At 47.8% G+C, this 17,960-nt stretch carries 19 protein-coding genes; 14 read left to right on the top strand and 5 right to left on the bottom strand.

From position 1 onward, the window contains the following. The first annotated feature begins 142 nt into the window (after positions 1 to 142). Genes MHH48_RS29115 through MHH48_RS29100 form a run of 4 tightly spaced genes read left to right on the top strand, consistent with a single transcriptional unit; the run spans position 143 to position 1,313 of the window. The gene (locus MHH48_RS29115; protein WP_144023497.1) at positions 143 to 712 is read left to right on the top strand and encodes a hypothetical protein; all 570 of its coding nucleotides are present in this window, start codon (positions 143 to 145) and stop codon (positions 710 to 712) included. Between the two features lie 19 nt (positions 713 to 731). Continuing rightward, entirely contained in the window at positions 732 to 896 is a 165-nt protein-coding gene (locus MHH48_RS29110) for a hypothetical protein (RefSeq protein WP_179090688.1), read from the top strand. A gap of 52 nt (positions 897 to 948) precedes the next feature. Then, positions 949 to 1,134, top strand: a complete 186-nt coding sequence (locus tag MHH48_RS29105) for a hypothetical protein (RefSeq protein ID WP_144023496.1) — start codon at positions 949 to 951, stop codon at positions 1,132 to 1,134. After that, positions 1,131 to 1,313 carry a hypothetical protein gene (locus MHH48_RS29100; RefSeq protein ID WP_076324694.1) on the top strand — a complete coding sequence of 61 codons (183 nt, stop codon included), beginning with the start codon at positions 1,131 to 1,133 and terminating at the stop codon, positions 1,311 to 1,313. Before MHH48_RS29105 ends, MHH48_RS29100 begins: the two co-directional genes overlap by 4 nt. Before the next feature lie 159 nt (positions 1,314 to 1,472). Here the strand turns inward: MHH48_RS29100 and MHH48_RS29095 are convergent, their stop codons facing one another. Beyond that, positions 1,473 to 2,633, bottom strand: coding sequence for a PsbP-related protein (locus MHH48_RS29095; protein ID WP_076324693.1), 1,161 nt, complete (start codon positions 2,631 to 2,633; stop codon positions 1,473 to 1,475). 486 nt (positions 2,634 to 3,119) lie between these two features. Between MHH48_RS29095 and MHH48_RS29090 the strand changes: the two genes are divergently transcribed. The 5 genes from MHH48_RS29090 to MHH48_RS29070 all read left to right on the top strand — a co-directional run bounded on the left by MHH48_RS29090 (position 3,120) and on the right by MHH48_RS29070 (position 8,146). Further along, on the top strand, positions 3,120 to 3,932 hold the full coding sequence (locus MHH48_RS29090; RefSeq protein ID WP_076324692.1) for an undecaprenyl-diphosphate phosphatase: 813 nt from the start codon (positions 3,120 to 3,122) through the stop codon (positions 3,930 to 3,932). Between the two features lie 71 nt (positions 3,933 to 4,003). Then, positions 4,004 to 4,639 carry a pyridoxamine 5'-phosphate oxidase family protein gene (locus MHH48_RS29085; RefSeq protein WP_083659780.1) on the top strand — a complete coding sequence of 212 codons (636 nt, stop codon included), beginning with the start codon at positions 4,004 to 4,006 and terminating at the stop codon, positions 4,637 to 4,639. A 79-nt stretch (positions 4,640 to 4,718) separates the two neighbouring features. After that, complete coding sequence (locus MHH48_RS29080) at positions 4,719 to 5,924, top strand: phosphoenolpyruvate hydrolase family protein (protein ID WP_256720726.1); 1,206 nt, start codon at positions 4,719 to 4,721, stop codon at positions 5,922 to 5,924. Between the two features lie 127 nt (positions 5,925 to 6,051). Next, positions 6,052 to 7,263 carry a Tm-1-like ATP-binding domain-containing protein gene (locus MHH48_RS29075; protein WP_076324689.1) on the top strand — a complete coding sequence of 404 codons (1,212 nt, stop codon included), beginning with the start codon at positions 6,052 to 6,054 and terminating at the stop codon, positions 7,261 to 7,263. Positions 7,264 to 7,315: 52 nt separating this feature from the next. Continuing rightward, positions 7,316 to 8,146: a phosphoenolpyruvate hydrolase family protein gene (locus tag MHH48_RS29070; RefSeq protein WP_076324688.1), complete on the top strand. Its 831-nt coding sequence runs from the start codon at positions 7,316 to 7,318 to the stop codon at positions 8,144 to 8,146. Between the two features lie 181 nt (positions 8,147 to 8,327). Here the strand turns inward: MHH48_RS29070 and MHH48_RS29065 are convergent, their stop codons facing one another. Beyond that, positions 8,328 to 8,504 carry a hypothetical protein gene (locus MHH48_RS29065; RefSeq protein ID WP_179090683.1) on the bottom strand — a complete coding sequence of 59 codons (177 nt, stop codon included), beginning with the start codon at positions 8,502 to 8,504 and terminating at the stop codon, positions 8,328 to 8,330. A gap of 367 nt (positions 8,505 to 8,871) precedes the next feature. On the opposite strand from MHH48_RS29065, the gene MHH48_RS29060 reads away from it, so the two are divergent. The 3 genes from MHH48_RS29060 to MHH48_RS29050 all read left to right on the top strand — a co-directional run bounded on the left by MHH48_RS29060 (position 8,872) and on the right by MHH48_RS29050 (position 11,676). Continuing rightward, the gene (locus tag MHH48_RS29060) at positions 8,872 to 9,849 is read left to right on the top strand and encodes a LacI family DNA-binding transcriptional regulator (protein WP_076324687.1); all 978 of its coding nucleotides are present in this window, start codon (positions 8,872 to 8,874) and stop codon (positions 9,847 to 9,849) included. A gap of 151 nt (positions 9,850 to 10,000) precedes the next feature. Further along, positions 10,001 to 10,927 (top strand): prenyltransferase, encoded by a 927-nt coding sequence (locus MHH48_RS29055; RefSeq protein ID WP_076324686.1) that lies wholly within the window; start codon positions 10,001 to 10,003, stop codon positions 10,925 to 10,927. A 17-nt stretch (positions 10,928 to 10,944) separates the two neighbouring features. Beyond that, entirely contained in the window at positions 10,945 to 11,676 is a 732-nt protein-coding gene (locus tag MHH48_RS29050) for a DUF6081 family protein (RefSeq protein ID WP_076324685.1), read from the top strand. A gap of 865 nt (positions 11,677 to 12,541) precedes the next feature. On the opposite strand, the gene MHH48_RS29045 is transcribed toward MHH48_RS29050, so the two are convergent. The 3 genes from MHH48_RS29045 to MHH48_RS29035 are packed head-to-tail and all read right to left on the bottom strand — an operon-like array spanning position 12,542 to position 15,493. Further along, positions 12,542 to 13,462 carry a glycine betaine ABC transporter substrate-binding protein gene (locus MHH48_RS29045; RefSeq protein WP_076324683.1) on the bottom strand — a complete coding sequence of 307 codons (921 nt, stop codon included), beginning with the start codon at positions 13,460 to 13,462 and terminating at the stop codon, positions 12,542 to 12,544. Positions 13,463 to 13,464: 2 nt separating this feature from the next. Next, positions 13,465 to 14,298 (bottom strand): proline/glycine betaine ABC transporter permease, encoded by an 834-nt coding sequence (locus MHH48_RS29040; RefSeq protein ID WP_076324682.1) that lies wholly within the window; start codon positions 14,296 to 14,298, stop codon positions 13,465 to 13,467. Beyond that, the gene (locus MHH48_RS29035) at positions 14,291 to 15,493 is read right to left on the bottom strand and encodes a glycine betaine/L-proline ABC transporter ATP-binding protein (protein WP_076324681.1); all 1,203 of its coding nucleotides are present in this window, start codon (positions 15,491 to 15,493) and stop codon (positions 14,291 to 14,293) included. Before MHH48_RS29035 ends, MHH48_RS29040 begins: the two co-directional genes overlap by 8 nt. 373 nt (positions 15,494 to 15,866) lie before the next feature. Here MHH48_RS29035 and MHH48_RS29030 point away from each other — a divergent pair, with 373 nt between their 5' ends. Further along, a complete protein-coding gene (locus MHH48_RS29030; protein WP_076324680.1) occupies positions 15,867 to 16,436 on the top strand; it encodes a GbsR/MarR family transcriptional regulator in 570 nt (189 codons plus the stop codon). A 169-nt stretch (positions 16,437 to 16,605) separates the two neighbouring features. After that, complete coding sequence (locus tag MHH48_RS29025) at positions 16,606 to 17,934, top strand: alpha/beta hydrolase-fold protein (RefSeq protein WP_076324679.1); 1,329 nt, start codon at positions 16,606 to 16,608, stop codon at positions 17,932 to 17,934. Positions 17,935 to 17,960 lie beyond the last annotated feature (26 nt).

The raw sequence follows: 17,960 nt of genomic DNA, 5'->3' as shown, positions 1-17,960 counted from the left end.
TTTATAGGATATGTAACAAGCAAAAAAACAGTAAAAAAGTAAACAGGAATTTTTTACTTATAACTCAGTTACATACATTACCGTAAGAATTTTCTTACGAGAGAGCGTGTGCCGATACTCAATCGGCGCACTTTTTTACATTTTGAATCAAAAGAATGAAACAGTTACCTTATTAGGGCCTAATGCTAATGCAACTGTGTTTAGTTACAAGAGAACAACTGGTATTTTTAATGCCTATTATGACTATTCTGTTGCTCAATATGGTTATACTTCGCAGTTCGATTGGGCACGCTCACAATGGTCTGGAATCTCTTCAAAAGAATCGATTGGAAAGTCCAGTAAACAAGATAAAACCACAGATATGTATTTTGTTGATAACATTGCAACAAGTGGAGTATATGGTCAAGTAATTAACTATAAGAACGGCGGCTCCAATACTGTTGACCCCAATGTAGGTAATTGGGATTATTCTGTTGTCATATTATACGACAATAATCTGGCTTCAGATGGCTTGAAAAATGACACCAATATAAAGAATAGTGCCTTACACGAAGTAGGGCATTCACTTGCTTTGGCTCATACCAATATCTCTAACTCAACTGAAAGAGCTTCCTCAGTCATGACTGCAGGAACCGACACATTTAAAAATCGTAATATTACTTCTCCTTCAACCTATGATAAAGGTGAATTAAAGTACAAATGTGGAAATTAAAAAATAGGAGGATTATGAAATGAAGATGTTGCTAAAAAAGAAAAGCATAATTCTTTCACTGGCTTTGGTTATTATCCTTGCAGCAGCTTGTTATTATTATTTTGCCATTTATAATTCTGTTCGCGATGTAAGAACTCACCCAGATTATAAGGGGTACTCAAACGGGAGAAGCACTATTTTCTGATGCCCAGTTGATTGTTATCGGAAGGCCCATTAAGGACTTTGAAGATCGTGAAATGACGATTAGAACACTTGAGAATGATATACCTGTGGATTTTTATACGTTAACCGAGATTGAGGTTGAAAAGGTTTTGAAAGGCTCTGAGGAAGACGCGAGTAACCTGAAAGTAATAGAACCCATTGCTCTGAAGCAAACGCTATCAGGTAAAGAAAAATTAGCAATTGGGATTATACTGAAATGAAGAGCGGCAGCAGTTATATAATATTTATGAAAAAAAATACTTATGGACAATATAGCGTAATTAATTTGCAAGCTGGTAAATTCAATTTGGATGGGACTGATCCAGATGATGTGTATGATGAAAGCGAAAACAAACAAAATATTTTTTCGGAATTGAAAACATCTCAATATTTGCAGTAGAGAGCTTTATGCAACTCGTTCAAATAGGTTAGAAAAAAGTAACCAACCCGAATGCATGGCAAAGATTGATAAGAACTATGTCTTCGAGGGGCCTCATGCAAAAAGAAAAGCCCAAAAATGGGCTTAGGATAAGATAATAGAGCATCTATTAGAAACAAACTATTCCGTCTTCTCAAGCGTGGACACACCGATAAGAACAGAATTCGTGGTTCCGCCACTTACATTCTCAAATGAATAAAATGTTGCCGGCACTCCTCGCATCGTGACATAATCGTCTTGCAGAATATCACCGGTAGAGTGGGCATAAAAACCGATAATGGAGTTATCGTTATCATCTATGATGTGTATTTCGGCAAGGGTAATACCCTCTTCGACTTCATCTTCAATGATATCAACAACGTATCCACTTACCTCGATCATCTGATCCAAATAGGGACTCAGATTTTTGTTGAGGTGGCGGGACGTAATATTTGGATCGACTTCTGCCTTCGCTTTCTTTTGAGCTTTAGGTGTAAGCGCTGGAAACAACTCATAATGCTGAACAAAATAGTTATAGGTGACCTCGTCTAGAGCTCCGTCTTCAATTTCAATTGGGATAACATAAGCCATGATTTCAGCGAAAAGGTTTTTTTCCGTTAATCCTTCGACATTACTGCCAGCGTTAGCATTCGCATCTTCCACCTGATTACTAACTTTAACGATTTCGAACGAGTCCATTATGTTTTGGACACTCGCTTTTCCTCCATTATCGTAGGCTGTCTTGGAATAGGAAATGGAGAGCGTGTAAAGCTCATTGCCGTTTGAGGCAAAATATTGAGTCAAAATGACCTGGGCGTTGGTCTCTCCATGAGTGTATTCAGATTCCAGAATCCCCGCTGCCTTCTTGGGAACGTCGATGTAGTTCAGTTTTTTGAAATCTTGGATTAATGGTCCCCCATCTCCATTGGTTAAACCTTGAACGGCAGCGTTAGCTGCTTCCTCTGGAGTAGCTGACGATTCCTCGATAACGACATTTAAATTATCAACAAAAGCTCCTTGCGGGTTAGGATTTACGAATGCCGCAATGACTTGAGGGATGTTAAGCTCTGCATCCTTCCAAGTCGAAGGGTAGGAAAAGGAAAAATTCTCCCCTTTAAATGATTGAGTCTTGTTAGGTTCTTCATTCTTTTCCTTATTGTCTGAGGCGGTGTTTTTTGCCGCTTCATTTTCCGGGGTTGAAGGGGGGGACGAAGTTTCGGCTGCGTCTTTCCCTGAACTGCATGCAGTCAACATGACCAATAACAACAGGATGAACAGAGCTGATTTTGCCAAGCGTTTCATTTCTTTTTCTCTTTTCTTGAGTCCCTATCGGCTAGGGGATTTGCTTGCACGGAAATTTTCCGCCGCTTGTTGTGAACCTGTTAAAACAGGAATATTATAGAATAGTCTATCAGAACTAGGTATATTTTTCTATATTTAATGAAAAAGTGTACGGATTTTGTAGAATGATAGAGATTAGTGGGGAATATGAACTATTTCTTATGCAGAATAGCCTTTCCCATGTCTCACCATAGTGATCGATGGGGTACTCACAACTTTTTATGTCCTCCTAATGAAGCTTTAAGGTTTCATTAAGCTGCATATCTTATGATGGAATCACCTCTTAACAATAGATTAGGAGCCCCTCTAATTCCGTGGTTAGAGGGGCTTCTCTTGTTTACATACCTTTTTTGCCCATTCGTGGTTTGATTATTGCTATTTTTTTGGGCTATGATAGACTAGTATTTTTTATAGCCATACAAATGTTGTAAAGAGAGTAGGAGAGTTATGGAAGATTTCATCTTGTGGTTGAAGTACTTGCTGTTGGGTATTGTGCAGGGGGTTACGGAGCCGATTCCGGTATCCTCCAGCGGTCATTTGATTGTCGCCCAGAGACTCATGGGCATGGAGCAGAACGGGCTGTCGTTTGAAATTCTGACCAATACGGCATCATTAATTGCGATTGTATTTATCTTTCGCAAAGATTTGCAGAGATTGATCGTGAATGGCCTGAGTTATTTGCGCACACGAAAACCGGAGTATAAATCCGATTTCATGTTTATTCTGTATATTATTGTAGGTACGATTCCGGCCGTCATTATCGGTCTGTTGTTCAAGGATCAGATTGAAGAAATATTTGCCTCTGTACGTACGGTAGGCGTTGCGCTGCTGTTCACGGGGGTCGCTCTTTGGCTGATTCGGAATCTTCGTGGCCGCAAGCTGGACAATGACCTGTCATTCAAGGATGCGCTTATCGTAGGTTTGGCCCAGGCGGTTGCGCTGATCCCGGGTATTAGCCGATCCGGTTCGACCGTCATTACGTCGATCGCTGTGGGGATGAAGCAGGAGACAGCGCTTCGGTTTTCCTTTATGCTGTATATCCCGATAAGTCTCGGCGGCATGGTGCTGGGCGTGTCGGATATCACATCGGATCCCAACTTTTCTTCGTTGCTAATCCCTTATCTGATTGCGTTCATTGCTACATTGATCTGTACCTATTTTGCGATGAAATGGTTCATGAATATCATGGCGCGCGGGAATCTGAAATATTTCGCTTATTATTGCTTTGTTGTCGGTATTTTGCTGCTTGTCTTCTTATAAGAATGGAGAAGGGCTCCCATAAGTTCTTTGAACTTTGGGGGCTTCTTTACATACGTAGGAGAGTGATTATGATGACAAAATGTCCTTTTCGGTCCATCATTACATCGGAGGAGGAGCTTCGGGACCTGTTCGGCGAGTCCAATCATGTGGTCAAACATAAAGTGATTGATCGATTGGATCATCACTGTAAAGATTTTATTGCCAAGAGTCCATTGCTATTTATGTCTACTTCGGACGCATCCGGTTACTGCGATGCTTCGCCGAGGGGAGATGCGCCGGGGTTTGTGCATGTGATGGATGAATCCTGGTTGGTTATTCCGGAACGGCCGGGCAATCGCCGCTTTGATTCACTGCGAAATATTTTGTCCAACCCTAGGGTCGGCATCGTGTTTGTCATACCGGGATTGAAGGAGACCCTACGTGTCAACGGCAGTGCCGTTCTGATCAGGGACGAAAACATTTTGGAGCAGCTCAGCGTACAAGGCAAACGGCCATGGCTTGGCATCGGAGTACGGGTTGAGGAATGTTATATGCACTGCGCAAAAGCCTTCATACGGTCCCAAACATGGAATCCTGATTCCTGGATATCAGGCGAGCAGCTGCCGAATCCGTCCCGGATCATTGCGGATCATGTGAATCAAGATCGTGTGACGGAGGAATCAGTTACTCAAGGATTACGGGACAGCTACGACAAGCGTCTCTATTGATATTCATTTATAATAGGTGTAGCGACATAGGGAAACGATATAAATGACGGTCAGATTGAAGATAAGGGGACCAATAGCTTTGATAACGACCAGAGAACAAATTGTAGACCGATTACATAAAGGAATACAGACGCAGGAGCGACTGATTGGCGTTGCGGCAGGGGCAGGGATCTCAGCAAAATATGCGGTTAAGGGCGGGGCAGATTTGATACTGGCCCTGAATTCGGGCCGTTTTCGGCAGATGGGGCTTGGCTCCCTGGCGGGTTTCATGCCCTACGCGAACGGCAATGAAATGGTGATGGAATTCGGTTCGCGGGAGATTCTTTCGGTGGTCGGTGACATACCGGTGATCTTCGGTCTATGCGGGACAGATCCAACCATTCAGCTTCCCGATTACTTGGCATCCATCCGCGGCAGCGGTTTTGCCGGCATAATCAACTATCCGACTGTGGGAATGATTGATGGACAGTTCGGTGAAGCCCTGGAGGAAGAAGGCATCACCTATTTGCAAGAGGTGGAGGCCATTCGGGCTGCCCATGAGCAGGATATGTTTACGATGGCCTTTGTTTTTACTCCGGAGCAGACGAAGTGGATGCTGGAGGCTGGGGCCGATATTATCTGCGCCCATTTAGGCGTCACGGCAGGCGGGTTGATGGGCACCACGAAAGCATGGTCGCTGGAGAAGGGGGCGGAAATCGCCAGAAACATATTTGAAGTAAGTGACGCTTCGGGCAGGCGGCCGATCAAGCTGGTATATGGCGGCCCCGTCCATACGCCGATCGATGTTCAGTATATGTATGACAATACGTCAGCCATGGGTTACGTGGGCGGTTCGAGCTTTGAACGAACACCGACGGAAGAGGCCATCGTGGATGCCACGCATCGTTTTAAGGCCACGGGCCATCTGAAGCAGGATCGGCAGCTGATGGAGAAGCTCTCGGGGCTCGAAGAGCCGATGGATTATGTTTCCTATGTGAAGGAATATGTTGCCGAGAATTACGCGGACCCCATTTCAATGAACGAGCTGGCAGAGCGTATTCATGTTTCTCGAACGCATCTGAGCGCGCTTTTTAACAGGGAAGTGGGATGCAGCTTTCCGGAATATATAGCTAAATACAGGATTCACAAATCACAGGAGATCATGAAGCACAGCAAACTGTCCCTGGGCAGAATAGCCGAGCTCGTGGGCTACCCTGACTATGTTCATTTCAGCAAAACCTTCAAAAAATACGCGGGAACTTCTCCCCAATCCTACCGTCAGCATCTGAAAGACAAATATACATAAAGATCGTACATCGATACGATCCTTTTTATTTGAAAGCGCTGTATTATGGTCTTGTAGGGATCCTATACCGGACCTGTCAGGACGGGTGCAAGCGATCCTGAGATGAGATATGGAGGAGGTCTGCACGGTGAAGACGGTAGCTATTGCGGGGACATTCGATTCGAAGGGTGCCGAGTTTTCATACGTTAAATCCGTTATCGAGAGCTTGGGGCTAAAGACGTTTATGATCCACAGCGGTGTGTTCGAGCCGATGTTCACGCCGGAAGTATCCAACATCGAAGTTGCAGCGGCAGCTGGTGTGGATATACGTGAGATTGCGGCTCGAAAGGACCGTTCCGCAGGGACTGAAGCATTGGCTCAAGGAATGGAAAAAATCGTACCGAAGCTGTATGCAGAGGGCAAATTTGACGCCATGCTGTCATTTGGCGGCACTGGAGGTACTTCGATCGTCACGGCGGGCATGAGGGCATTGCCGATCGGCGTTCCGAAACTGATGGTGTCCACGGTCGCATCCGGCAATACGGCACCTTATGTGGGGACAAGTGACATTATCATGTTCCCGTCCATCGTGGATGTATCCGGACTGAATTCGTTTTCCACCAAAATATTCACGAACGCGGCACATGCGATTGCCGGTATGGTTCAGTTCGAATCGGCGCCCCCGATGGATAAAAAGCCGCTGATTGCAGCGACGATGTTTGGGGTTACGACCCCGTGCATCGATTATGCCAGGGCGCATCTGGAGTTGCATGGTTATGAAGTGCTAGTATTTCACGCAACAGGTACGGGCGGACAAACGATGGAAAGCCTAATTGAGGCCGGATATATAGACGGTGTGCTGGATTTGACGACAACGGAATGGTGCGATGAGCTGGTGGGAGGCGTTTTGGCGGCTGGTCCGCATCGCCTGGAAGCCGCCGGTCGCTGCAAAGTACCGCAGGTCGTATCAACCGGAGCGCTGGATATGGTCAATTTCGGTCCACATGATACCGTGCCGGAGGCATTCCGGGAACGGAATCTGTACAAGCATAACCCCTCGGTTACGCTGATGCGGACCACGGTTGAGGAGAACCGGCAGCTTGGGGAGTTGATTGCAGACAAATTGAATATGTCGCAAGGACCTACCGTACTGATGCTTCCTTTGCAGGGCGTATCGATGCTCGACGTGGAAGGCGAATCATTCCATGGACCGGAAGAGGATAAGATGCTGTTTGACACGTTAAGACAACGCATAGACCGTAAAACCGTTGAATTGATCGAGATGAATACCGACATCAATGATCAAGCTTTTGCGGTGGCTGCGGCCGATAAGCTGATGGAATTGATGAAACGGCAATAAGTTTGGCGCAGGTTACACACCCACACTATTCACACTGAAGGAGGACATGATCATGGCAATGACAGCAAGAGCAGAAGTGTTAGCAAAATTAAAAGCGGAAGTAGCAGCGGGTAAAGTATTATTGGGAGCGGGAGCAGGGACAGGCATCTCGGCCAAGAGTGCCGAAGCCGGTGGTGTGGACTTGATTATTATATACAATTCGGGGCGTTACCGGATGGCTGGGCGCGGCTCGCTCGCCGGACTGATGGCTTACGGAGATGCGAACCAGATTGTGGTGGACATGGGAAACGAGGTGCTGCCGGTCGTGAAGCATACGCCAGTATTGGCGGGTGTTTGTGGCACGGATCCGTTCCGGATCATGGATATTTTCCTCAAGCAGCTTAAGGAGCAAGGATTTGCCGGTGTGCAGAACTTTCCCACGGTTGGCTTGATTGACGGCGTATTCCGGGCGAATCTGGAAGAGACGGGTATGGGATATGATCTGGAGGTTGAGATGATCCGGAAGGCGCATGAGCTGGATATGCTGACTACTCCGTATGTGTTTGATGTCGATCAAGCGAAGAAGATGGCTGAAGCCGGAGCTGATGTCCTGGTTGCCCATATGGGCCTTACCACCAAAGGAACCATAGGTGCGAAAACAGCATTGACACTCGACGATTGCGTTGAAAAGATTCAAGCGATCTGTGATGCCGGTAAAGCCATTAACCCGGACATTATGATTCTGTGCCATGGTGGTCCGATTGCAGAACCTGAGGATGCGGCGTATGTATTGTCCAGAACCAAGGGAGTCGAGGGATTCTTCGGAGCTTCCAGCATCGAGCGTTTTGCCACCGAGGTCGGCATTAAGCAGCAGACAGAGGCATTCAAGAATATCTCGAAATAAATAGGTAGCCTGATACAGAATGATCGGAATCATATGGAATGAAAAGGACTCCCGGGAAGGGAGTCTTTTTTGGTGTACGGTGGGAAGGTAATTGGACTGATCGGGCTAAACTTGCATGTGGTTCCGAAAACGAGGCGTAAACAACCCATTTAGCATCCGGCGACGTGACCTGCGGTTTCGCTTAATCATCATCCTTGTGCTTGCTCTTGGATGCAGCTATAGCAAAGGCAATAATAATTATTGGAATGAAGATAAACCAAGGGATCGTAATTGTCGTCCCCAATAACAGGGCAAGCAGCAATAATACCACCATGCCAATGATCAAGTACAGGCAGCCTCTGCCGAACGTCTCCATCATCCATCAGCTCCTTTTGACAAGGATGACGTTATGGACAAGGTCTAAGTTTCACGAATCATGATAAAAAGGCAGAAGCCTTGCCCTTGCCATCACGCCCTTGCGGTCACGCTGACAATGAATGAAGGTTTCCACCCAACCTCAGTGTAAAGTATGAAAAGCATACCAGATCAAGTCTTCTTTTTATCGTTGTTCATCTTTTATTCATCTTGTAATCCTTCAGCGCGCTGAGATTAGCTCTGGAATTTCCAAGGGACGGTTTCTGATTGTTAATACAACTGCCTTTTGCTACCGGGTTGCCTCCCTTTGAATAGGGAAAGCAATCATGATAGTATCAGGAAGGAACCAGTGGATGAAGGGGGCTTGAAGAGTGGCTAATATTAAAGAGATTGCCAAGCTGGCAGGCGTTTCGGTGTCAACGGTATCCCGGGTGCTGAACAATCATCCCTATGTCAGAGAAGATAAGCGGACACGCGTGTTGGAGACCATGAAACAGCTGAAATACGCCCGGAATATGAATGCGGTCCATCTGATTACAGGGAAAACGATGAATATTGCTATCATGCTGCCGTTTATTAATCATGCCTACTTCTCCTTGCTGATGGAGGGAGCTGGACAAGAAGCGCTTGCCGCTAGCTATCGCCTGATCCTGTGCCAAACCGGGTATGCGCCGGATAAGGAAGTGGAAGTGCTGGAGATGCTGCGTAACCGCGAGATTGACGGCATCATTATTTTATCGTCGGCCGTGACTCCAAAACAGATCGAAGCCTACTGCGCTTACGGACCGATCGTATGCTGTCAGGATGCGGGCGAACGATTATTTTCTTCTATATATATAAACCATGCGGAGGCATTTCGCAGTGCCATGCAATATTTGATAAAGCGGGGACATCGACGCATCGGCTTCACGGTGGGAAGACTGGACAGTCCGAGCACGAGAGCGCGCCAAGTGGCGTATGAAGAAGTGCTTAAGGAGATCGGAGAGCCTTACCGACAGGAATGGATATTGGATGGCTGTATCGATCTGGAAGACGGTGCGGCGATCATGGATCGGCTGTCCGCTATGGAGGAACGTCCAAGTAGTTTGCTGGTAACGGGTGACCATGTGGCCGCCGGATTGATCTATGAAGCCGAGAAGAGAGGACTGTCCATTCCGCAAGAGCTCGCTGTCATCGGATTCGACAACCAGCCGATCGGTAAAATGCTGGGTCTCACCACGATTGATAACCGACTGTTTGATATGGGCTCCGAGGCCTTCAAGATGCTGTATGCGCATATTCAAGGGGAGCAGGAAGAGCCGATTCGCAAGGAGCTTGCCTTCGAGCTGATCGAACGTTCATCGGTATAATGGCTGCATAGCCAAGTTCTAACAAACGGATTACAAAGTTCGACAATTATGATATTCTTATTTATGCAAGTTCCATGTTTCACAACGTTAACGTCTGCAGCTGTCTGCAGGCGTTCTATTCTGTATTATAGAAGGAAAGGAGCATAACCAAGTGGATGCCCTTGAACAGTTTAAAAAAGCTTCCCGAATCAAAGTAATTCCTGTTATGCTGATTCCGGTTGCTTTGGGAGCACTCGGGGCTTATGTATGGACAGGTGAAGTTCATTTAGGCCTCTTTTTATTGACCTTGATCGGGAGCGGCGCTGCCCATCTGTTCTCCAATATGGTGAACGATTTGTGGGACTATAAGAACGGAACGGATACGGAAGCGCAGGAGCATGTGGATGCGATCTCCACGAACTCCGGATTTCTTACGAAGGGCGTCTGGTCGCTCCGTAAATTCGAAATCGTTACCTGGACGTTATTCGGGATTGCGGCGCTGAGCGGCATTATCCTCAGTTTGATCAGCGGCTGGTGGGCCTTCATCTTCGGCGGACTTGGCGGGCTGATCGCTTATTTCTATGTCGCACCGCCAATTCAATTCGGATATCGCGGCAAGGGTTTCAGCGAGATTGCGATTCTGCTATCCTTTGGTATTTTGCCGGTGATGGGCGCATACTACGTTCAAACCTCACATATGGATGTCCGGGCGCTGCTGCTGTCACTGCCCATCGGGCTGCTGACAACGCTGATTTTGTTTAATCATCACTTTTTGCATTGGCAGGCGGACCGTCAGGCCGGAAAGAAGAGCCTGGTTGTGGTATGGGGTGAAAAAAGAGCGCTGAGCTTCTCGAGAGTTCTGCTGCTGCTGGCCTGCTTGTCTTTGATCGCCTGCGTATTGGCCGGGGGGCTTCCGCCTTACGCATTAATTGCACTGCTTACGATGATTCCGTTGTATCTTGTCTATGGAAGACTGAAGGACAGCAACCGTTCCGAAGCGTATTTACCGCTGATGGGCGCCTCAACGATGACGACCATGCGCTGCGGCGGCGTGCTGATCCTGTCATTGCTCATCCAGGGAATCATTCAGACTTTGTAAGGAAGAAGGGGAATTAGATGGAACAACAACGCGTTTTTGGTGATTTTCAATCTATCCTGTCCGAGACCGGGACTTGGAAGATCGGCGGTTTCCCGCTGCCGGACGGTTCATTCTGGGAATATCGCGAGCCGAATGCGGTCGTGATCGTCCGCAACGGCATCCTGTACGTGCGCGCGCCGCTGAGCCGCCAGAATGATCAGATCCAAATTCTCGATAATGCCAAGCATATGTATTATTCCAACGAAGAGGTGGAAGTGCCGGAATCCGGCGAGGTCACGTTCGAGCTGCAAATTCGGGCGCGCACCCAAGGTACGGTTCCCGGCGACTTGTATGACGGCTACGTATCTTTGAATCTGCTTGATTTCAGCACGGGCGCAGCACTGGACTTTTTTGCTTCGAATGACAAGTATGCCAGCGTGTATGCCGTTCTGCCGTTCCCGGGTGTGCAGGTGCCGGAATCGGACAAGACCCGTTACTTCTGCATTTTTAAAGAGGAAGATACACACTTCACGCCGCGGGAATTCAACACATATAAAATCACGTATAACCGTGCCGAGGACGAAGCGATCTTCTATGTGAACGGTGAAGAGATCCGCCGGGAGAAGAACATCCCGATCAAGTTCAACAAATTCACTATCGCGCTTGGCATCATGACCGAAAAAGACCTTACGCCGCAGGGCAGCGTATCCGTGCATGGACAAACCGTCATTGCCGAATACTCTCCCGTAACGGTTACGATAAAAGAGTAGCACTTATATAGTAGAATTAAGACGGTCATGCTCATTGATGTGGGCATGATCTTTTTTTTGTGAGAGAAGGACGAGCTGCAGTAGTGCTCGTGCAATGTTACGAGGCCGTATCAGGGAAGGCTGCAAGCCCCCGAAAGGCCAAGGAAGCTAGGCCGACAAGCCTGTGAGTTCCAAGAATTCACAGCATGCCCGGCAATCCGGGTGTGGAAAGATCGGAGCCAGCCAAGAGTAGAGGATGTATCAGTGAGGAAAGCAAGCCGACAGGCTTGCTTGATTAAGAGGGACTGCACCGGGCACCAGTAGCCCCTACAAGCTGCGCCGGCAAGCCTGTGAGTCCCAAGGGGAGTCACAGCATGTCCGGCAATCCGGGTGTGGAAAGATTGGAGCCAGCCAAGAGTAGAGGATGTATCGGTGAGGAAAGCAAGCCGACAGGCTTGCTTGATTAAGAGGGATTGCACTGGGCACCAGCAACCCCTACAAGCTGCGCCGGCAAGCCTGTGAGTCCCCAAGGGGATTCACAGCAGGACCGGCAATCCGGGTGTGGTGTTATAAGCTAGCTGACCGTGTTGAACGGGTCAGCTTAGCCCCTCCCCCGCCCAGCCCCCAAAAGGCCATCCCTGATGAAAGGGATGGCTATCTTTTGGTGGGTGGAAAGATTGGAGGCCAGCACAGAATAGAGGATGTATCGGTGGAGGAGACCTGGCGTTCGCCTTTGAAACCGGGAAAATACCGCAAGAATATCATCCTGTTTTCCTGGTTTCAACAGCGACCGGAGCGGATACATCCTCCTCAGAACAGAGGCCGACAATCTTGATCACCAAAAAAGAAAAGCCACCCCATATACCATAGGATGGCTTTAACCATTTTATTTCAAATCTTCGATCGAATTTGCCTCCACGTAAGATGGAACCACCAGGCCGGTTTTTACGCCTTCCATGTTAGCGCCAAGGTCTTCGACTTGGTCCTTGAACTTATCCCAATAGTCGGCATGCGTCAATGGAAGCCATGCTGCTACGGTTGCATCCACGTCGCCATTGGCAACGCCGGTCCACATTGGGCCTGCTTCTACTTGAAGCGCGTCAACTTTGTATCCGAGCTTCTCTTCCATGATCACTTTCAGCAGGTTGGTGCTGGCAATCTCCGAATCCCAGGCTACATAACTGAACTTGAAGCTTTTACCGTCAACCGGCTGAACGCCTTCAAGCCAGGCATCCACTTTCTCTGCGTTGCTGTCTGCCCATTCTTTAGCGGCAGCCTCAGGGTCTTGGCCTTCTTGGATTGCCGTCATAATCTGACCCATATCGTCGGATGTCCACTTGAAATTGCTCAGGAACTTGTAAGCTTCCGGATGATCTTCTTTCAGTCCAAGACGGACAACGGTGTGGATCTCTTCCGCTTCACCGAATACTTTCTTCGGATCTTCCAGATACTTCAGGTCATATTTGGCAAACATCCAGTGCGGTGTCCAACCGGTAATAATGATGGGATCTTCGTTCTTGATGGCTTTGTTAAGGGTTGCGGTCATGGCAGCACCGGAGCCTTCGATCAGTTTCCAGTCGGTCAATCCATATTCATCAATCGCTGCAGCCGCAGCTTTCATAATACCTGCACCTGGATCAATACCGATGATTTCATGTTTCACTTGGTCGCCGAGGGAAGCAGTAGCACCGCCGTCAGTCCCTTTGTCCGTTGTTCCATCCGTGCCGCCGTTTCCGCCCTGTCCGCAAGCAGACAGAACCAGAATAGCAGCCAAGCTTAGCAGCAACCAAAACTTTTGTTTCTTCAAAATTAAGCACCCCTTTTTTTCGTTTTAAATATATTTTGTGTAAAGCGGTCGAGGACAATCGCCAAAATGACGACAGCCAAGCCAGCTTCAAACCCTTTACCAATTTGCAGCTGAGTTACGGCCCGGTAGACCTCGGCACCGATACCTTGGGCACCGATCATCGAAGCAATAACGACCATTGACAAGGACAGCATGATGGTCTGGTTAATGCCGGCCATCAAGGTCGGCATGGCCAGCGGAAGCTGAACCTTGAACAATTTCTGCCCGGAAGTCGAACCGAATGCATCTGCAGCCTCCGTCAGTTCACCTGATACTTGCATAATGCCAAGGCGGGTCAGGCGAATCGTTGGCGGAATGGCGAAGATAACCGAAGCGATAACCCCTGGAACTACGCCCAAGCTGAAGAATGTGACGGCAGGGAGCAAGTATACAAACGCCGGCATGGTTTGCATAAAGTCGAGAACCGGTATGATCACGCGGGATGCCGACTTGCTGTAGGCCGCCCATATACCCAGAGGAACACCCAGTATAACGGAGATCAAGGCTGCCGTGATAACCAGACTGAGCGTGCTCATGGTCTGTGACCAATAGCCCAAGTTATCGATGAGCAGAAAACCGATGGCTGTAAACAAAGTCAACGGCAGACGGCCTAATAGGTAGGCAATGACAGCCAGGATGACAATGAACAGGTACGGATGAGGAAGCATGAACAAATCCGTAAACAGCTGCACAACGTTTTTGATAATGAAGGAGATGGCGTCAAAGAAACCGGAGAAGACGTCTCCCATCCATTCGACCAAGGAATCAACCCAGCTTGCGAGAGGGATCTTAGGCATCTTGCGTCACCTCCTCGCTCTTGCTTTCTCCGGCCAGGGCACCAAGAACAGCACCGCGGACGATAACGCCCATCAACCTGCCGGTCTCATCCACAACGGCCAATGGCACTTTAGCCATACTCGTAATTTCAAACAATTCATTCAGCAATGTATCGGGTCCAACACTCGGACCGTCTGTGATGAGAATATCCTCAAGCTTGCGGTTATTCTTCATGGCATCGGATGCATCTTCGGCCGTAATGACGCCAAGCAGCTTCTTGGAACGGTCAATGACGAACAGATTCGAAATCCCCCGTTCACGCATCAGCTCAAGCGCCACGCGAGGTCCACGATCCATCGTAATGGTCTCCGGACGGCGCATAACCCGTGATGCGGTAAGCACCTTGGACAGATCCACATCTTCCACGAACCGCTCAACATAATCGTTGGCAGGCTGGGTCAAGATTTCTTCCGGCGTTCCGATCTGTACAATCGAACCGTCCTTCATCAAGGCAATGCGGTCGCCGATCCGAAGAGCTTCGTCCAGGTCATGAGTAATGAACACGATGGTTTTTTTCATTTTGTCCTGAAGTTCGATCAATTCGTCCTGCATGTCTCGGCGGATGAGCGGATCCAGTGCGCTGAAAGCCTCATCCATCAACAGAATCTCCGGATCATTGGCGAGTGCACGGGCAAGCCCGACACGCTGCTGCATGCCGCCGCTAAGCTGATCGGGCATTTTTTCCTCCCAGCCTTTCAAACCTACAAGCTCGAGCGACTTCATGGCCGCTTCGTGCCGCTTGCTTTTGTCTATCTTTTGAATTTCCAATCCGTATTCCACATTCTCTACAACCGAGCGATGAGGGAACAAGGCGAATTTCTGGAACACCATGCTGATTTTTTTGCGACGTACATCACGCAGCTGTTCCTTGTTCATTTTTCGGAGATCCTTACCGTGAATCAATATTTCGCCCGATGTTGGTTCAATCAACCGATTTAGCAAACGGACCAATGTAGATTTACCGCTGCCTGACAACCCCATGATGACAAAAATCTCGCCCTCGTGGATATCGAAGCTGACACGGTTAACGCCAACCGTTATATTTTTTTCTTTCGCAATTCGCGCTTTACTCCAGCCTTGCTCAAGCAATTGAATCCCTTGTTCCGGATTCGCGCCGAACAATTTGCTGACTTTGTTAACTTGCAGAATAGCCAAAAGTACTCCTCCTTTTTATTGTATAGAGACGCGTCCATTTGACCGAGTCTTCTTATTCCTGTCGTCTCGTAAACCCATGTCACCCATTGTAACAACCGATACGTAAAGTATCAAACGTTATATCCGTACGTAAAGTACGTACAGTAAAAACTGTACAAAGTTATCCTTTGAAATGCTCCCATATGCTCCGATATCCTCTAGAGCGATCTTCTTTACTTTTAAAATAGCTTTCCCTACAATAGATCAGAGAATGTGTGTGGATCAGAGCTTGTTTAAATTTCATGGAGATCGTTCACACTACACTTCGAGTCCACCTAGTTTTGTTATATTGACATGACTTCTTGGATGGTTACAGATAGAGGAGGCTGCAAGCATGGGCTTGTACCATTTAGATGATGAACGGCAGGCAGCCGTGCATAAGATTCGTAAGCGTGTCATTGAAAATATTGGACGGAATATGGATTTGTACGGCATTCCACTCTCAACGGGACATTTATACGGATTGCTTTATTTTGCGGATAAACCGATGAACCTCGATGAAATGGGACAGGAAATGAAGATGAGCAAGACCAGCATGAGTACAGGCGTGCGGACGCTGCTCGATTATAAAATGGTAAACAAGGTGTGGGAGAAGGGTTCCCGCAAGGATTTGTATGAAGTGGAGTATGACTGGTACCAGAGCTTCGTGGATTTCTTTGATATTAAATGGAGAAAATCGGTGGAGAGCAACATACTGGTCCTGCGCAAAGCGCTGGACGAAACGGAGAAGCTCCGTAAAGCACATGAAGATGACGAAGAACTGACAGCGGTGCTGCAAGAGGATCAGGCAAAGATGCGTGAGGCCGTTGCTTATTATAAATGGCTGGAACGCTTGATTGATACTTTTGTGGATGGCGATATCTTTAATTATGTGCCAAAAGAGCCGCCAGTGGACAAATCCTGATATTGAAAATGGGGAATTTCCCCAGTATAATGTGGAGTAAGGCAATGCTTACCTAAGAGGTACAACCTGATTTTATCGGGTTGTGCCTTTTTTTGTTATCTGGCATCGCCTAAGGGTGAATCATCGAATGCAAGTGCATAGGGTGCAAAAATAGTCAGGAGGGGTTAGAATGGTCAATATGTCCTCAAGAATGGTAGAAATTGCAGATTTTCCATCGGTTAACTTAAGCAATACCCGAAGTTTGTATGTATACCTTCCACCCAGTTATCATGAGAATACGGAGAAGCATTATGCCGTACTCTATATGCATGACGGGCAGCATGTATTTTCAGCAGATGAGCGAGGCGGCTCGTGGGATATGCATGTCACCACAGATCGGCTGGTGTCCGAAGGACGGATGCAGGAGATTATCATCGTTGGCATCGCAACGGTTCCTCATCAAAGACTGAATGAATATTTCCATGACAATCCAAGGATGCATCAGGTGTTCGATCCCCCGTTTGCCGGCGAACGGTATGAGTTATTTATTATCGAAGAGGTTTTACCATATATCAATGAGAACTTTCGCACGTTGAAGGGTCCGGAGCACACGGCCATGATGGGTTCGTCTGCGGGCGGGATTGTCACCTACAATATCGGCTTTAGAAGGCCGGATGTGTTCGGAAGCATAGCGGTCATGTCGCCTTATTTCGTCAAAGCCTATTTTGATGCTCAAGGAGAGCTAAAGGAATATCCTTTTTATGAAAGATACGGTACGCATCCGAATCTTAAGGTATGGCTTGATATGGGCGGCGCGGAAGGGGTCTTCATGGAAAAATACGCACGGGAGGAAGCAGCTCGCTTGATCCAAGACGGCTTTGTGCCGGGAGAAGATCTCATGCTGTTTCTTGATCCGGGAGCGGCTCACAGTCAAAGCGACTGGGCAGGCAGAGCGCAAGCGCCGCTGCTGTATTTTTTCGGCGACATTGGAGAACCAACTTCGATTAAGCTGCATGGTGATGGAGTCGTAGGGGTGAAAGGGCCCGTCAAACAATTGAATCCGGTCATTACATACGACAGTGGATTTGTACAAACGTTGATGAACGGAATTTATCATGTTGAGGAGCCGGAATGGCTAACGCTGCTGCCGAACGGAACGCTGAAGCCTAGAATTCCTGGCAGCACCCGGGTTACGCTGCAAATGGGAGGCTTGAGCGCAGATAAAGAGATTACGATCGTGGAAGAGCTGCCTGAGCTTGTGAAAATCGCGATTCAAGTGAAGGTACCGCCTTCCACACCGGTTTCCCCCACAATCTATGCCGGATTTGAGATTCCATACTGCGGAGATGGCCTATATAGGGGAAGTGCGATGGTACCTCATGGTTTGTCTTTTACGTTCAAGGTATCAAGAGGGTTTGGACTGCACGAAAAGATCGGGGATCCTGAAGTTAAACGGCGTTCTTTTACAGCATCGTCCGAGATGGAGCTATTGTATGAGGTTGAGGACTGGGATACTTGAATTACTAAATTGCATTGAATTGTAAT

This window comes from Paenibacillus sp. FSL F4-0100, assembly GCF_037993005.1.
Lineage (GTDB): Bacteria > Bacillota > Bacilli > Paenibacillales > Paenibacillaceae > Paenibacillus_AQ.
The sequence above is the reverse complement of the archived record's forward strand: the minus strand, read 5'-3'. Positions and strand labels throughout refer to the sequence as shown.

Coding starts and splice junctions, on each gene's coding strand:
- MHH48_RS29065 (WP_179090683.1), bottom strand. CDS start 8,504: ATGATGGAGACGTTCGGCAGAGGCTGCCTGTACTTGATCATTGGCATG.
- MHH48_RS29030 (WP_076324680.1), top strand. CDS start 15,867: ATGGGCTTGTACCATTTAGATGATGAACGGCAGGCAGCCGTGCATAAG.
- MHH48_RS29100 (WP_076324694.1), top strand. CDS start 1,131: ATGAAGAGCGGCAGCAGTTATATAATATTTATGAAAAAAAATACTTAT.
- MHH48_RS29070 (WP_076324688.1), top strand. CDS start 7,316: ATGGCAATGACAGCAAGAGCAGAAGTGTTAGCAAAATTAAAAGCGGAA.
- MHH48_RS29105 (WP_144023496.1), top strand. CDS start 949: ATGACGATTAGAACACTTGAGAATGATATACCTGTGGATTTTTATACG.
- MHH48_RS29025 (WP_076324679.1), top strand. CDS start 16,606: ATGGTCAATATGTCCTCAAGAATGGTAGAAATTGCAGATTTTCCATCG.
- MHH48_RS29095 (WP_076324693.1), bottom strand. CDS start 2,633: ATGAAACGCTTGGCAAAATCAGCTCTGTTCATCCTGTTGTTATTGGTC.
- MHH48_RS29110 (WP_179090688.1), top strand. CDS start 732: ATGAAGATGTTGCTAAAAAAGAAAAGCATAATTCTTTCACTGGCTTTG.
- MHH48_RS29090 (WP_076324692.1), top strand. CDS start 3,120: ATGGAAGATTTCATCTTGTGGTTGAAGTACTTGCTGTTGGGTATTGTG.
- MHH48_RS29040 (WP_076324682.1), bottom strand. CDS start 14,298: ATGCCTAAGATCCCTCTCGCAAGCTGGGTTGATTCCTTGGTCGAATGG.
- MHH48_RS29050 (WP_076324685.1), top strand. CDS start 10,945: ATGGAACAACAACGCGTTTTTGGTGATTTTCAATCTATCCTGTCCGAG.
- MHH48_RS29085 (WP_083659780.1), top strand. CDS start 4,004: ATGACAAAATGTCCTTTTCGGTCCATCATTACATCGGAGGAGGAGCTT.